The following is a 14,694-nucleotide window of genomic DNA, read 5'->3' as shown; positions in this document are numbered from 1 at the left end:
TATTCTCCTTTTTAAAAGCCTCTGTCATTCCATTTTCCTTACCATATACTAAGCCTTAACCCTCTGTTTGGTTTCCCTCAATTTTCAAAGTTGCTTTTAATTCCGTAGTATCAACCGTTATAAAAGGAGGCAAGTTCATGTTTATTTCCACTTCATGCTCTCCTTCCGGAAGATTGCTTACATCCACATACAGCTCGATGTCATCTTCCCTTAGCTCGTCCAGTTTATCAATAGCCCCTTTGACTGTTAAAGAAATGGTACCATTATCAGGATCTGTAATCACTGCTTGAAGATCTTTTCCTAACCCGTTCACATGAATTGGAACATTTTCAAACGTTCTCTCTCCTGCTCTCGAGACTCGAACCTCCACCTCAATAAATTCCGGGTCGGTTTTGATGATATTAGGAACACTCGGAACCTTTAGTTGCAAATACCGATCTTCTCTTAAGGTAGAAAGGTCAATTTTCGGACCTGGGAAGTAATTCATCTTTTCAATTACTTCTACTGGCCCGTAAACGGTTATTTTATCTGTTTTTAATTGAATGTCATCGATGCTCACGCCCGGTGGCGGCTCATTTATATACTCAAGCTTCATCGGTAAAACCTTGTAAGGACTTGTAATCGGAACGGTAACCTCCACAACAGCCGGATTAATTTCTGCATCCAGCTGGACACCTTTGCTATTTACGGCCCGCAGCGGAACAGTTGCCTTGACAAGTTCTTTCGCTCCCTCTACATGAATCACAGCCTGTACGGCAGCGACCTCCTTCATTTTACTCTCTGGCAACGTAATGTGAACCTTCTTCGGCTTAATAATCGCCTCACCTTTGGTGTAACCATCAGGAATCTTACCAACAAATTCAGGTGTCACTTCTTTTTCAATCATATGCTTTTCTTCCAGGGTGACATCAACCCGCTGTGGAATGATCTGTACTGTCAAGTCTTTGGGAAAGCCTTTGGCTTGTACAGGAACCGTATGGGTCCCCTTGCCCACGTTGCTCAAGTCGACGTAAACCTCATAATCCGATGGTGTAATATTTCGGCTAAGCGCTACTGGCGTTCCTTTTAGTTCAACTGTCACTGATTTAGGTATTTTGACAAGTACATAGTGCTCCTGATCAAACTTGGCTGTTAAACTCACTTCACTAATTCGATACGTTTCAATGGCTTGCTTATATTCCTGGGGCGGATTATTTAACCCCCCATTAACGACATACCATAGGCCTATAGCCAGAAAAAGGGCGACTACCTTGACAACATTGTTATTTCGCAGCCATTTATCCATTTTTCTTCCCCCTACGTTGCCAAATTGAACCATTGGTTTTTGGCGGAGGTTGTAATTCCAACATTAAAAATTCCCGTAATTGATCCTCGCTTAAATCCCGACTCAGCTCGCTATTTTTTGCCACCGATACTTGTCCAGTCTCCTCAGAGACAATAATAGAGAGGGCGTCCGATACCTCGCTCATCCCAATTCCGGCTCGATGACGCGTTCCTAATTCCTTGTTAATCATCGGGTTTTCGGAAAGCGGTAAATAACATCCTGCAGCCATAATTAAATCTTGGCGAACAATGACAGCCCCATCATGAAGCGGAGTATTAGGAATAAAGATGTTAATTAGTAATTCCGAACTGACTTTTCCGTTGATTGCTATGCCCGTCTCAACATAATCAGAAAGACCTGTTTCTTTCTCAACAACAATGAGCGCCCCGATTCTCCTTTTCGCCATATACTGGACAGATTTGACGATATCTCCTACGACTTGCAGAGCCACTTGCTCTTCGGCCTGGTTACTGCGGGAAAAGAGTCTTCCTCTACCAAGCTGTTCAAGGGCCCGCCTTAACTCAGGCTGGAAAATAATAAGAATAGCCAACACACCAATATTCAGGGCCTGAGACATTAACCATTGCAAGGTCCTTAATTCGAAATATGTACTCAAGAGCCAAGTAGCAACAATAACAATAATACCTTTAAACAATTGAATCGCTCGAGTACCCCGAAGAACCATGATTAATTTGTAAATCAAGTAGGTAACAAGAAGAATATCGATGGCGTCACTAAGGTAATCCAATAAATTTGGTATCGGCCCCATTTAGTAATCCCCCATCTTTTTATCTTTAGATAATAGTATACACGATCCTTGAAAGAGTACAAAAGAGTATGCATACCTTTTTTGGGTCAACAGAAAAGACACGGCTTTCCGTGCCCCTATGTTTATTTATATTTTTAGTAGGTTAAGTTCATAACCGTTTGTTTCAAGTTATACCATACCCATTCCACTGCTTGTGAAATTTCCTCTTTTTCTCCGGTAATATGGCCTGTAGACGCTAAATAAATATGTCCGTCAATGGCCACTACATTCCCTTCAACTGTTCCTTCGACCTTTATGTCACCGTTTCTGATTACAATATCCCCTGCAACCGTTTGATTTACCGGTACAATCACTATATTTTTATCGGAATTAATTTGCAAATGTTCAGGGCCAGGAGTTGTTAGCAAGAACTGCTTATCATCAGCCCAGAGGGAATACGAACTGCCAGCCATAAGTAAAATAAACAGGGACGCAGCCACTAATAAAGGATGGCGATGCAATCTTTTTTTCCATACTTGCAACATGGTATCCTTGGGTAATTGTGCCATTACTTTTTCGGTGAAATTTTCCGGGGCATATACATGTGAAGCACTTTGAAGGAAAACAATGACCTGCCGTAACCCATGAAAGTGTGTTCTGCAATCCACGCATTGACAAAGATGTTGTTTTAATTCCGATTGCTCATGCTCTGTAAGATCTTCGTCCAAATAACTGTGAATTAACTCGTTTGCCTGATGACAATTCATTACGGATGCCTCCCTCCATGCGATCTTTCAAAATTCAGATTAAAAATTGAGCTTTTTTTTCAAAGCTTCCCTCCCTCGATGTATTCGAGTTTTAATCGTTGTGATGGGAAGCTTCAACGCCTCACTAATTTCATTTAGTGATAAGTCCTCTAAATATCTGAGAATCATAATGGAACGGTACTTAGGCGAAAGCGAATCAATCGCCTTTTGAACCTGTCCATGGAATTCCCCCTCCAACAGCTTATCCTCAGGGCCGAGATCGGGATCTGCCAAACGATCATGCCAATCCACCCCTTCCGCTCCCTCCATTGTCTTATCAAGGGAATATACAGACTGCTTCCGTTTACGCAAAAGATCAATACAGAGGTTGGTCGCAATCCGGTAGATCCAAGTGGAAAATTTATAATTAGGATCATAATTTTCCAGATTGGCGTATACGCGGATAAAGGTTTCCTGCGCGATATCTTCTGCTTCTTGGGCATTCCCAAGCATGCGGTAGGCCACGTGATAAATTTTATCCTTGTACAGCTCCACCAGTTCCGGAAACGCGTCGCGATCCCCTTTTTTAATTCTTTTTATCAGCTTTTCTTCTATTGAGACCATTTGGTGCTCCTTACCCCTTTTATCTCTTAGGGTTCTATGTGAGTATACGATGGGTCAATCAAAAAAGTTTCAAAAACAATAAAGAATATACCTTTCTAAGCCCCTATGAGGGGAAGGTATATTCTGCCATCATCTATTTTATTATAACAATTTATCCCCAAAGGCGGAACATAATAATGCGACCGCCACCTTCGCTGTTTTATTCTGTACATCAAGGATCGGGTTGACCTCTACAAATTCAGCGGAGGTTAAAATATCTGCTTCTGCAAGCATTTCCATCGCCAGATGACTTTCACGATAACTTATTCCTCCAATCACAGGGGTACCAACCCCCGGACAATCATGTGGATCGAGTCCGTCCAAATCAAGGCTTAAATGAACACCGTCTGTCCCCCTGGATACAATCTCGAGGGCCTCTTCCATTACTCGAGGCATCCCCAAGCGGTCGATTTCGTGCATTGTGTAGACTTTGATTCCTAACTGTTTAATCAACTTTCGCTCACCTGGATCCAGATCTCTGGCTCCGATAATCACTACATTTTCAGGCTTAATCTTGGCTTGGTTTCCATAAATATGAATCAGGTTGGGGTGTCCAATGCCAAGCGAAACAGCAAGCGACATCCCGTGGATATTCCCCGATGGAGAGGTCTCCCCTGTATTAATATCACCGTGTGCGTCAAACCAAATTACGCCCATATTCTTTTTATGCTTGGCCAGACCCGCAATCGTACCGATCGCAATGCTATGATCCCCACCAAGCACAAGGGGGAATCGTCCTCTTCCCATTTCCCGATCAACGGCCTCGGCGAGCTTTTCATTTACTTTCGCGATTTCATCCAGGTATTTTAAATTATCATGAATAATCGGATAGGATTCCGGCGTTGGTACACTAAGATCCCCAATATCTTCGATCTGGTAGCCAATAGACTCTAAACGTCTTTTTACCCCCGCATAACGAATGGCACTCGGCCCCATATCCACTCCTCGACGGTCTGCTCCCAAATCCATGGGAACTCCAATGATCGAAATGTTTGTATTCAATGTTTCTTTTCCTCCCTCAGCATGCGTACTTTTTTTGTAGCTTTTCCCTTCCTGTGTTTCGGCACTCTGCAAACAGATGATTATAATTTATGAAAGTAAAATACATGATGACTCCAGCTTAGGGCAAAAGTATAAAGTGACACAAATTAAATTACTGTGTTAGGAGGCCCTGTCATGGGTGAAGAAATCAGGAAAAGGCTGCTAGACTGTGTGGGTGAATCGATTGAAGTCCGAACCAACCAGAACGCAAAAATTTGCGGAAAGCTTAGTTGGCTTAGTCCAGATTGCTGTATGGCAGAGGTCACTTTAAAAAACGGTCAGATTGAAACTTTGATGGATGATCGGATTAAAACGATTAAAATTAAAACGATGAAACGGTTACCCGTACGTTAGAAAAAGTTTTGTTCCTTAATTAAACAGAAAACGAGAAATAGTCTTGCTGATGGCTCTCTAGAGGATGGCCAAGCAAGACTTTTTCTTTTTCAACTTATTGCTGTTCGTTCTGTGCTCTTGTTTTATTTCGTACATACTTCATTAGTTCCTTCGGAGAGGCAAGCCTTCCGTACATCCGAAAAATAATGGCGTATCTTTCTTCCATGGCCTTTTTGACAACCCCATCTATCCGCTTATCCCCTAAGTCCAACATGAGTTCTTCCATTTCGCGCCGGAGCATATACTCCAGTTCTTGGCACTCTTTTTCACTAAAAAGAAATCCTAACATGGTGAAATCCAACTCCTGGAAATTAGAATGTGAAATTATCATTCCTAAAGTTTCCCATTCTTATTCATGACACCATCTGATCCCCTAGAAAAGAGTTAATGAGCAACGGAGTTACGGTGCTCTCGATCACAGCCGCCAAAAGCAATAGCACAACAATAGCCCCAACGATATAAGGAAGTTCGTTTAAACTCGTTTTGAAATCATCCACTAGCCTCGATCTTCTGCTATTATTGGCTAAATTCGCCAACATCCGGATAATTAAAATCCCATATTTCATCCCGATAGATGCAGCTACAATGACGGCAAAGAGTTCGAAAATACCATGAGGAAGAATACCCAAGAAGAACACAGAAAATGGATTAATTCCTTTTAAAGCCGAAATTTTGAGCATAAAACCGAGTAGTATCCCATTGGAAAGCAAAGCAAGAGCCGGGTAAAAACCGAGGAAAATCCCCAAACCAAGCATGGACAAGGAAGCCAGTAGGTTATTTTGAAAGATCACCCAAAAGGTATAGAGTGGACTGTTATTCTCATTGATTTTACGGGCAATCTGTTCTAATTCCTTCATCAACTCGGATGCCATCTTCTGAATTTCCTCTGCATTTAAATATCCAATTAAAATACTAATAAGAAAAATCCCCGTGCCGAGTAAAATAAATTTCGAATTCCTCTTTACGATTCGGACACCTTTTCCCAAAACAGACATCATTTATTTTTTCACCTCATCTTTTCCGTTCCATATTTATCTGCGTAAAATTTTATTCTAACCCTGCATATCCTTGTCTACCCCGCATACATTTTTGGTAGTGGACAAAGATAGGAGGTGCAAACAGATGAAATTCTATTGGGTACTCAATGGTAAAAGGTTTAAGCAGTACTTCGTCATCGTTGTGGCAGCAATTTTTGCGATTGGTATAGCCTATGCTGAAAAACAAAATGTTGCTGTATTCACCTTTGAAAAGGGACCTGCCGCGATCTACAAGGTGGAAACGGATCAAAAAAAGCTCGCCTTAACCTTTGACATTAGCTGGGGGGAACAGCGGGCTGAACCGATCTTGGAAGTGTTAAAAGAAAAAGGGGTTAAAAAGGCAACTTTTTTCTTGTCTGCTGAATGGAGTAAAGAAAACCCAGAGATTGTCAAAAAAATTAAGGATGCAGGCTTTGAGATTGGATCACATGGATACAAGCATATCAATTATACCCGGTTAACTGACGAGGAGATCAGGGACCAAATCAAACGGGCAGATCAAATCCTGCAGGAGGTGACCGGGAAAAAGCCCACACTCCTCCGCACCCCGAACGGTGATATTGATAAAAGGGTCTTGCGCATAGCCGATGAGTTGAATTATACCGTCATACAGTGGGATACCGATTCTAAGGACTGGTTAAATCCCGGTGTCGATACCATTGTACAGAATGTATTAAAAAAGGCCCATCCGGGTGACATTATTTTGCTGCATGCTAGTGACTCCAGCAAACAAACCCATCTTGCCTTGCCGAAGATTATCGACACTCTGAAAGGAAAAGGCTATGAGTTTGCTACCGTGTCTGAATTAATTGCCGATACCAAGGTGAAATCGAAAACCGTTGATTGATGGTCAAGCTCCCTTTCCGGGGGCTTTTTTCTGTGTTAAACGATGTAACTGCATGACTTGCCATGAATTACAAAGAAGCAATGGGATGAGCATATAATACATCGAGAGAAGATTATTCTCACGAAGTGCGGGAATCCACTCCACTACCGTCACCACAAAAATTAGAAAAACGGTGGGAACAGCTGCCCGGCTATTGGTTTGCTTCACCTTAAAAAAGGCAATGATCAAGGAATATACCAAAATTCCCAAAGGAAGCCAGATGAAGGAAAAGAGGCTCGCCTCATCTCCAAACAATTGATAACGAAAATAGACCAGATCAAAGAAGGTGAAAGCGATTAATACCACTTGTACGGGTGACCATAAGCTTCGAAACAACCCTAGGCCAAAATTATGAATGGCTAAATAGGCGAAAAAGCCCATCTGTGAGATTAAGCTAAACAACATGCCTGCACCGAGATGACCAATTAATCCTACCATTATATTTAATGTTCCCATTCCCCATAAATTCCGTTCAAGTAGAAGTCCCAAAATTAGGGATGTAACCGCCCCAACCATTAAAGTACTGAAAAAAAGATAAAGCCATCTCTTCAAATTCAAGGCGTCGTCCTCCTTCTTGCGTATAACGATATGATTGTACCAGTGATCCTCACAAAATTCCAGTCCATCCACATACCCCCTTGGATATTTGCCCGTTCCTAGCCCACCCTAAGAAAAAAGCCCTGGGGGGATAAGCGAATGTCCAACACAATGAAGGTTGTATTTTCTTTATGCCTGTTCTTCCTCGTAACTGCCTGCGGCGGTGGAGGCGGACAGCAGCAGGGAAAGGCCTCACCAGATTACAAAGAAGTTAAATCGATGGTTATTGACATTTTGAAAACTGACGAGGGGAAGAAAGCAGTTAAAGAAACCGTAAAAAAGGAATCGATGTCACTGGATGGCGTCAAAATTCAGTCCTCTGTTGAAAAAGCATTAACAGACCCGAAAAATCAAGAAGGATTTAAGGAAATGATGAAGGATCCGAAAGTGGCAGCAGCCTTTGCCAAAGCAATCCAGGATGAACATAAGAAATTATTAAAGGAAATGATGAAAGATCCGGAATATCAACAGCTGTTTATTAAAACGCTGAAAGATCCAAAGGCGCAGGAGAACCTGCTGCACGCCATGAACACTCCTTCTTATAAACAGCAAACCATGTCGGTAATGAAAGATGCGATACAAAGCCCAATGTTTCGCATGGAACTAATTGACCTCATGATGGAAGCGCAGAAAGAAATGATGAAACCTGAGAAGAAGGAAAAAGGAAAGGGCAGTAATCAATCCGGTGGTGCTGGAGGGAGTGGTGGTGCCGGCGGCGGTGGCGGGGCAGCGCAATGATAAAAAAGCTAGGCATTCGCCTAGCTTTTTTTTATGATGTTCTGTGCTAAGTCCATATAGATGGAACCAATTTTCGAATCCTGTTCATATACGGATGGAGCGGAATTCGGATCGTTCAGATCATAATCTGGTTGTCCTAGTGGAATTTGCGCTAAAATTTCTGTGTTTAGTTCTTGCGCAAGCTTTTCACCGCCACCCTTGCCAAAGATCGATTGTTTATGGCCGCAATCATCGCATTCAAAGTAGGACATGTTTTCTACAACACCAAGGATTTCATGCCCTGTTTTAATCGCCATAGAACCTGCTCTAGCTGCAACAAAAGCTGCTGTAGCATGCGGTGTGGTAACAACAATTTCCTTACTCTGCGGGATCATTTGGTGGACATCAAGTGCCACGTCCCCTGTTCCTGGAGGAAGGTCTAAAAGCAGGTAGTCCAATTCCCCCCAATGGATTTCTGAAAAGAAGTTACGAAGCATCTTCCCTAGCATTGGACCACGCCATATGACAGGTGAATTATCTTCTACGAAAAAGCCCATAGAAATCACCTTTACCCCGTAACGCTGTACAGGTAGGACAACGTTGTCAATCACGGTTGGACGTTGATCGATTCCCATCATATCAGGGACACTGAATCCGTAGATATCTGCATCGATAATCCCTACACGTTTGCCTAAACGAGCCAATGCTGTAGCCAGATTGACTGTTACGGTTGATTTCCCTACGCCGCCTTTTCCGCTGGTAACCGCAATAAAGGTAACCCCGGATTCCTTAGATAAAAGAGGTGATAATGCTCCTGCTGCTGCAGGCTGACCGCCTCTTAATTTTGCTGTAAGGGCAGCGCGCTCTTCGTCTGTCATCGAACCGAAACGGACATGGACTTCTGTTGCTCCGAGCGCTTTAATTGCATTTTCCACGTCTTCTTGAATCTTTACTTTTAACGGACATCCTTGAATGGTTAAAATCACATCTAGGCTGACCTTTGTTCCGTCTATTTGAATATTGCGAACCATATTAAGCTCGACAACACTTTTATGAAGCTCTGGATCCTCCACCCCACGCAAAGCCTCTAAAATTTGCTCGTTCGTAATCATGGTTTTTCCCTCTTCCCCTAATGAAATTTGTCCCAAAATTTATTATAACATAACTAGTCGATAATAAACTTTGAATCGGGTACAGTTTCACCTGAATAATATCGAAGAATTCCCTGATAGATCGCATTAGCCATACTCTTTTGATATTCTTTATCAGACAATTTCGCTGCTTCACCTGGGTTAGACAGGAAGCCAACTTCCACTAAGGCCGAAGGCATGCTGACATTATTTAAGATGTACATATCCTTCTTTTTCTTGGCATGGCGATCCGTATTTTTAAGATTTGTTTTAATTTCATCCTGAATGAGGAAAGCAAGCAAAGCGTTCTCTTTCAGCAGTGGATTATAAAAGGTTTGTGCACCATACCAACGAGGCGAAGGGATCGCATTCAAGTGGATGCTGACCGTGAGATCTGCTCCGCTTTCATTGATTAATTTAACTCTTCTATGGATATCCTCTCGTTTCATTTGTCGTAATTTCCCCGTTGCTAAATCCTCGTCGGTTTCTCTTGTCATAATGACTAGTGCCCCTGCTTGTTGAAGGAATTCCCTTAAGTAGAGGGAGATCGTGAGGGCAACATCCTTTTCAATGATCCCACTCTTGCTAACGGCACCGCCATCAAACCCACCATGCCCCGGATCTACCGCAATAATGGCTCCAGAAATCGGCAAAGACCAGGCTGTCCAGGTTTCATTCTTGGGGAACTCATAAGTAAAGATTGAAACTAACAAAAGGAATGCAGCGAGCCAAAGCATCGCTGTTCGTTTTTTGGCCATCTCGACACCACCCGTCCAAGTTTGTCCTTACCATACTATGGGACAAAGGGTCGGGATATGACATGAAGGTGTTACATCAAGCGAAGTTTCCGCTGTTTTTCTCCATAGATAACTCCCTTACGGAACCACTGGTTGCTAAGATCTTCCGCGATGATCGTGATGGAGTAAATATCTCCTTCGCGAAGGTACTGATACAATTGATGCTTTCCTCCAAGTTCAGCTAATTTACTGTGTAGGTCGGTGGCGAATACTTCCTCGATTCCCTCGATGGATTTACCATCAAGCCTTAACTTGCTTGCTTCTATTCCCATCGCAAAGGAATCAATCACCGTGTCTCCCAAGTATTCTTCGGCAACGAATTTCTGTAAAAAAGAAAGGTGATGGATACTGTCTTTTACTACTTTATTGTAGTAATCGTTTAGTTCCTTATTGTTGATCCCATGCATAGCCTTCTTTTTTAATATGCTGTTGCGGTCTGCTGCTTTTTGTTCCAATGAAATGACATTGTTATCCATGTTGTTATCACCTAGTCATGCTTTTCTTCCCATTGTGTCATCTTCAGATGGAATTCATACATTTAGAAATTAAGTTCCTATAAAAAGAAAAGATAGCTGGATGTTTCCAGCTATCTTTCAGTAGATATCTAATTATTCTTTTAGATCTTCAATGGAGTTAATATCCATGTATTTTGGAACGACTAATCCGAGCTTTGTACCTTGGAGGTTTGGTCCTAGATCTTCAAACTTCCCTTCGTATTCAGCGTAGTAGTCAGCGTGAGTGGTTGGCAACCATGCACCTACTATGGCATCACCACTTCCGTCTGCTACACCAGCCCACATTGGACCTGCGTCAACCTGAATTAACTTCACTTTATATCCTACACTTTCAAGTACATTTGCTATGACATTTGAGCTAGCAATGACATCATCCCATGCTACATAAAGAATCTTAAGCTCTTCGCCGTCAACCTTGTTAACCCCTTCAGTCCAAGTGCTAACTAATTCTTGATTTTCGCTTACCCATTTTGTTGCTGCATCAGCTGGTTCGCTGCCTTCTTGAATTAAATTCATGACTGCTTCTATATCTTTTGGCTCCCATTTAAATTGATCAAGAAGCTTATAAGCATCAGGTTTTTCTTCTTTTAATCCTTGACGAACAATGGTGTTAACATCCTCTGCACCACCATAGACACCTTTTGGATCTTCTAAGTATTTTAAGTCAAATTTTGCAAACTTCCAGTGCGGACTCCATCCTGTGACAATGATGGGCTCTTTTTTGTCATAGGCTTTTTTCAGCGCTGCGGTCATAGCAGCACCGGAACCCTCTACGACTTTCCACTTATCTAATCCGTATTCTGGCAATACTTTATCGATCGTTATTTTCATTAACCCAGCACCTGGATCAATTCCTATAATTTTGTAATCAACTTGTTCACCTACAGATGCAGTTGTAGCTTCTGATTCTGCAGAGGTTGATCCAGCTGAATCAGTTGATCCACCTTTTTCGGATCCTCCACACGCCGCCAAACCTAGCGTTAATGCTATTGCTGATGTGATCCCTACTAATTTTTTTAACATTACATTGTTCCCCCTTGTTTCTTCTTACCAATATTTTGTGTGATGCGGTCTAGTAAAATCGCGATGACGACGATTGCTAAACCAGCTTCAAACCCAACACCTGTTTTGATTTGCGTAACGGCACGATAAACCTCTGTACCGAGTCCAGGAGCCCCAACCATGGATGCTATGACCACCATGGATAAAGCTAGCATGATACTTTGATTAATCCCTGCCATGATCGTTGGCATGGCTAACGGCAGTTGCACCTTTAGTAGCCTTTGCTTGGTTGTGGAGCCAAAGGCTTCTGTCGCTTCAATTAAATCTGCCGGCACCTGCTTAATCCCAAGTATGGTTAAACGAATGGTTGGTGGCATTGCAAATATGACGGATGCAACAACCCCTGGTACCACCCCTATACTAAAGAAAAAGATGGCGGGAAGTAAGTAAACGAAAGCCGGCATGGTTTGCATAAAATCAAGTATAGGTATCACTACCTGCCTTACTCTTTCACTTTGTGATGCCCAAATTCCAACTGGAATTCCAATCAAGATGGAAATCAATACGGCGGTCAATACAAGAGCCAGCGTTTCTAGCATGTGTTCCCAATAACCTAAATTATCAATGAGTAAAAGACCAAGTAATGAAAATATAGCAATTCTCCAATTACAAACCTTCCAAGCCAATAAACTGATCAGAATAATTAACAGAATAGAAGGTATGAAGCCTAAACCTGAAACAATTCCTTCAACAAAAAGTCCAACCCCATCGGATATGCCATCGAACAATCCACCAAAGGTAGCAGTCATCCAATCAACTAAAACATCGATCCATTTTGCTATAGGAAGTTTCGGTAACATGCCCTCCATATCACATCACCTCCTTAGCTGGTGCCACTTCTGGTGCAGCAACCTCATTTACAGATACAGAAACCTCGTTTATATATTGTTCATTACCCGTAAGAGCACCGAGAACAGCACCTTTAATGAGAATTCCTTTTAAACGGTTCTTTTCATCTGTAACCGCAACAGGAATGGTCGACGACGATACGATATCGAACAAATCGATTAATAATGTTTCGGTTCCAACCACATTAATATCCTTGTCTAGAAAGTCCTTTAACGACTGATTCTTTTCTGCTGCTTCTAAAGCATCTTTAGCGGTAATGGCGCCGAGAAGAATCTGTTGTTTATCCACAACATAGATCGATGAAATTCCTAGGTCCTTCATTAATTTTAGTGCGACACGCGGACCTTTATCAATTTGAACGGTCTCGGCACGCCTCATAACATGACCGGCAGTGAGCACCTTGGAAAGATCTACGTCCTCTACGAATCTCTCAACATATTCATTGGAAGGATGCATTAATATTTCTTCAGGTGTTCCTATTTGTACGATGTTACCATCCTTCATCAGGGCAATTCTGTCACCAATACGAAGGGCCTCATCTAAATCATGGGTAATAAAAACGATCGTTTTTTCCATAGTGGATTGTAATTCTAGCAACTCATCCTGCATATCTTTTCGAATCAACGGATCCAATGCGCTAAAAGCTTCGTCCATTAAAAGTATGTCAGGATCATTTGCCAGTGCTCTCGCCAGTCCTACACGTTGCTGCATTCCACCACTTAGTTGACTAGGGTATTGATTTTCATATCCCTTAAGTCCGACTAATTCTAAAGCTTCTAATGCCTTTTTACTTCGATTGGACTTTTCAACACCTTGAATTTCTAAACCATACTCTGTATTCTCAAGCACAGTTCTATGAGGAAACAAGGCAAACTTTTGAAAAACCATACTAATTTTCTTTCTTCTAACTTCCCTTAATTCTTCCTTACTCATCTTTACTACATCTTTACCATCAATAAAAACTTGCCCGATCGTCGGTTCAATTAGGCGATTAAGCAATCGGACTAAAGTGGACTTACCACTTCCAGATAAACCCATAATGACGAATATTTCGCCTGGCCTTACTTCAAATGATGCTCGATTAACTCCAACTGTTGAGCCCGTTTCCTTTAAGATCTGTTCCTTTGATTTTCCTTCATTAAGTAACTGTAAGGCCTTCTTTGATGATTTCCCAAAAATCTTGGTTACATCACTAACCTTTATCTTTATATGGTTTTCTTCCATTCTTTCACCCCGTTTAATTTGGCGCTTATGACCTTAATCCATTATATCCTGTTAAATTGTTCTAGTTCAAAGGGTATATACCGTCATTATCGTTTGTATTTTACGTACAGAAATAACTGTACAAACCAATTGACAAATTTACTTATAAATCCTCTAATATCCTCCTGATTCCATAATGAAAGGAACCTTTACGTTTCTTTCATGAATATGTAGGCTAGAATTTGAATAGTGGTGAAAACTTATATAGGATGTGACAGATTTGAAAGACCATGAAATATTAGAAAGAACCAGGACTATAGTTATAGATGCCATTGCTCAAAATATGCATCTTTATGGAATCACCGCCTCGGCTGGACGGTTATACGGTCTCCTCTTTTTTTCAGATAAACCACTTACACTGGATGAAATGAAAGAAGCGCTTGGGATGAGTAAAACAAGTATGAGTGTTGCGGTTCGCAGTTTACTTGATTTAAATATGGTGGAGAAGGTTTGGGTGAAGGGTGAAAGGAAGGATTTATACGCAATTAAAGATGATTGGTATGAGTGCTTTTTTGACTACTTCACCATTAAATGGCAGACAGCCATCGCAATGAATAGCAGTGCGATGGAAAAGTCCATCGCTAAGTTACAGAAGCTTATTGCTGAGCCGGAGACCTCCGAGGAAATTCGTGAGCAAGCCTTCATAGATATTAAAAAACTAGAAGAAAGGCTTGATTATTACGATTGGCAAAACAGACTCATCGACAGCTTCGAGACAAAGGAAATTCTAAACTTTGTACCCATTGAAAAGAAAAAGGATTAGGACGAATAACTAAACAGGCCTTACATCTGTTAAGATAAGGCTTGTTTTGTCGTTAACAAAAGAATCTTGTAATAAAAATTAAATTACGAAAAAATTATATGGCTCTACCCATTCTTGATATACCTGTAATCAAATGCAGTTCTTAGCCATAAAAAAGACCCCC

18 protein-coding genes are annotated in these 14,694 nt (G+C 41.6%); 4 read left to right on the top strand and 14 right to left on the bottom strand.

Annotated elements, in window-relative coordinates:
- Window positions 1-55: 55 nt before the first annotated feature.
- The 5 genes from J2Z37_RS15050 to rocF all read right to left on the bottom strand — a co-directional run bounded on the left by J2Z37_RS15050 (window position 56) and on the right by rocF (window position 4,483).
- Window positions 56-1,285, bottom strand: coding sequence for a CdaR family protein (locus tag J2Z37_RS15050; RefSeq protein WP_209811107.1), 1,230 nt, complete (start codon window positions 1,283-1,285; stop codon window positions 56-58).
- Window positions 1,278-2,093 carry a diadenylate cyclase CdaA gene (cdaA, locus tag J2Z37_RS15045; protein ID WP_209811106.1) on the bottom strand — a complete coding sequence of 272 codons (816 nt, stop codon included), beginning with the start codon at window positions 2,091-2,093 and terminating at the stop codon, window positions 1,278-1,280. The genes J2Z37_RS15050 and cdaA overlap by 8 nt, the downstream gene beginning before the upstream one ends.
- A 134-nt stretch (window positions 2,094-2,227) precedes the next feature.
- A complete protein-coding gene (locus tag J2Z37_RS15040; protein WP_209811105.1) occupies window positions 2,228-2,839 on the bottom strand; it encodes a zf-HC2 domain-containing protein in 612 nt (203 codons plus the stop codon).
- 39 nt (window positions 2,840-2,878) lie between these two features.
- Window positions 2,879-3,442: an RNA polymerase sigma factor SigW gene (gene sigW, locus J2Z37_RS15035; protein ID WP_209811104.1), complete on the bottom strand. Its 564-nt coding sequence runs from the start codon at window positions 3,440-3,442 to the stop codon at window positions 2,879-2,881.
- 141 nt (window positions 3,443-3,583) lie between these two features.
- On the bottom strand, window positions 3,584-4,483 hold the full coding sequence (rocF, locus tag J2Z37_RS15030; protein ID WP_209811103.1) for an arginase: 900 nt from the start codon (window positions 4,481-4,483) through the stop codon (window positions 3,584-3,586).
- Between the two features lie 174 nt (window positions 4,484-4,657).
- Between rocF and J2Z37_RS15025 the strand changes: the two genes are divergently transcribed.
- Window positions 4,658-4,876 carry a hypothetical protein gene (locus J2Z37_RS15025; protein ID WP_209811102.1) on the top strand — a complete coding sequence of 73 codons (219 nt, stop codon included), beginning with the start codon at window positions 4,658-4,660 and terminating at the stop codon, window positions 4,874-4,876.
- A gap of 94 nt (window positions 4,877-4,970) precedes the next feature.
- On the opposite strand, the gene J2Z37_RS15020 is transcribed toward J2Z37_RS15025, so the two are convergent.
- Together J2Z37_RS15020 and J2Z37_RS15015 are read right to left on the bottom strand one after the other, a co-directional pair.
- The gene (locus tag J2Z37_RS15020) at window positions 4,971-5,204 is read right to left on the bottom strand and encodes a hypothetical protein (RefSeq protein ID WP_209811101.1); all 234 of its coding nucleotides are present in this window, start codon (window positions 5,202-5,204) and stop codon (window positions 4,971-4,973) included.
- A 64-nt stretch (window positions 5,205-5,268) separates the two neighbouring features.
- A complete protein-coding gene (locus J2Z37_RS15015; RefSeq protein ID WP_209811100.1) occupies window positions 5,269-5,913 on the bottom strand; it encodes a stage II sporulation protein M in 645 nt (214 codons plus the stop codon).
- 124 nt (window positions 5,914-6,037) lie between these two features.
- Here J2Z37_RS15015 and pdaB point away from each other — a divergent pair, with 124 nt between their 5' ends.
- Entirely contained in the window at window positions 6,038-6,799 is a 762-nt protein-coding gene (gene pdaB, locus J2Z37_RS15010; protein WP_209811099.1) for a polysaccharide deacetylase family sporulation protein PdaB, read from the top strand.
- Between the two features lie 3 nt (window positions 6,800-6,802).
- Here pdaB and J2Z37_RS15005 read toward each other — a convergent pair whose 3' ends face one another.
- On the bottom strand, window positions 6,803-7,396 hold the full coding sequence (locus tag J2Z37_RS15005) for a KinB-signaling pathway activation protein (RefSeq protein WP_209811098.1): 594 nt from the start codon (window positions 7,394-7,396) through the stop codon (window positions 6,803-6,805).
- Between the two features lie 138 nt (window positions 7,397-7,534).
- On the opposite strand from J2Z37_RS15005, the gene gerD reads away from it, so the two are divergent.
- Window positions 7,535-8,173 carry a spore germination lipoprotein GerD gene (gene gerD / locus J2Z37_RS15000; protein ID WP_209811097.1) on the top strand — a complete coding sequence of 213 codons (639 nt, stop codon included), beginning with the start codon at window positions 7,535-7,537 and terminating at the stop codon, window positions 8,171-8,173.
- A gap of 20 nt (window positions 8,174-8,193) precedes the next feature.
- Here the strand turns inward: gerD and J2Z37_RS14995 are convergent, their stop codons facing one another.
- From J2Z37_RS14995 to proV, 6 genes are all read right to left on the bottom strand, one after another.
- Window positions 8,194-9,264 carry an Mrp/NBP35 family ATP-binding protein gene (locus J2Z37_RS14995; protein ID WP_209811096.1) on the bottom strand — a complete coding sequence of 357 codons (1,071 nt, stop codon included), beginning with the start codon at window positions 9,262-9,264 and terminating at the stop codon, window positions 8,194-8,196.
- A 53-nt stretch (window positions 9,265-9,317) separates the two neighbouring features.
- Window positions 9,318-10,040, bottom strand: coding sequence for an N-acetylmuramoyl-L-alanine amidase CwlD (cwlD, locus tag J2Z37_RS14990; protein WP_209811095.1), 723 nt, complete (start codon window positions 10,038-10,040; stop codon window positions 9,318-9,320).
- Between the two features lie 71 nt (window positions 10,041-10,111).
- Entirely contained in the window at window positions 10,112-10,555 is a 444-nt protein-coding gene (locus J2Z37_RS14985) for a DUF2521 family protein (protein WP_209811094.1), read from the bottom strand.
- 132 nt (window positions 10,556-10,687) lie between these two features.
- Window positions 10,688-11,617: a glycine betaine ABC transporter substrate-binding protein gene (locus J2Z37_RS14980; RefSeq protein ID WP_209811093.1), complete on the bottom strand. Its 930-nt coding sequence runs from the start codon at window positions 11,615-11,617 to the stop codon at window positions 10,688-10,690.
- A complete protein-coding gene (locus J2Z37_RS14975; protein ID WP_425340329.1) occupies window positions 11,617-12,456 on the bottom strand; it encodes an ABC transporter permease in 840 nt (279 codons plus the stop codon). Before J2Z37_RS14975 ends, J2Z37_RS14980 begins: the two co-directional genes overlap by 1 nt.
- Window positions 12,457-12,466: 10 nt before the next feature.
- Window positions 12,467-13,729, bottom strand: a complete 1,263-nt coding sequence (gene proV, locus J2Z37_RS14970; protein WP_209811091.1) for a glycine betaine/L-proline ABC transporter ATP-binding protein ProV — start codon at window positions 13,727-13,729, stop codon at window positions 12,467-12,469.
- Window positions 13,730-13,979: 250 nt separating this feature from the next.
- Between proV and J2Z37_RS14965 the strand changes: the two genes are divergently transcribed.
- Window positions 13,980-14,531, top strand: a complete 552-nt coding sequence (locus J2Z37_RS14965) for a GbsR/MarR family transcriptional regulator (RefSeq protein WP_342453841.1) — start codon at window positions 13,980-13,982, stop codon at window positions 14,529-14,531.
- Window positions 14,532-14,694: the final 163 nt, after the last annotated feature.

This window comes from Ammoniphilus resinae, assembly GCF_017873965.1.
Taxonomy (GTDB): Bacteria; Bacillota; Bacilli; order Aneurinibacillales; family RAOX-1; genus Ammoniphilus_A; species Ammoniphilus_A resinae.
This window is presented reverse-complemented; position numbering and strand designations above follow the sequence as displayed.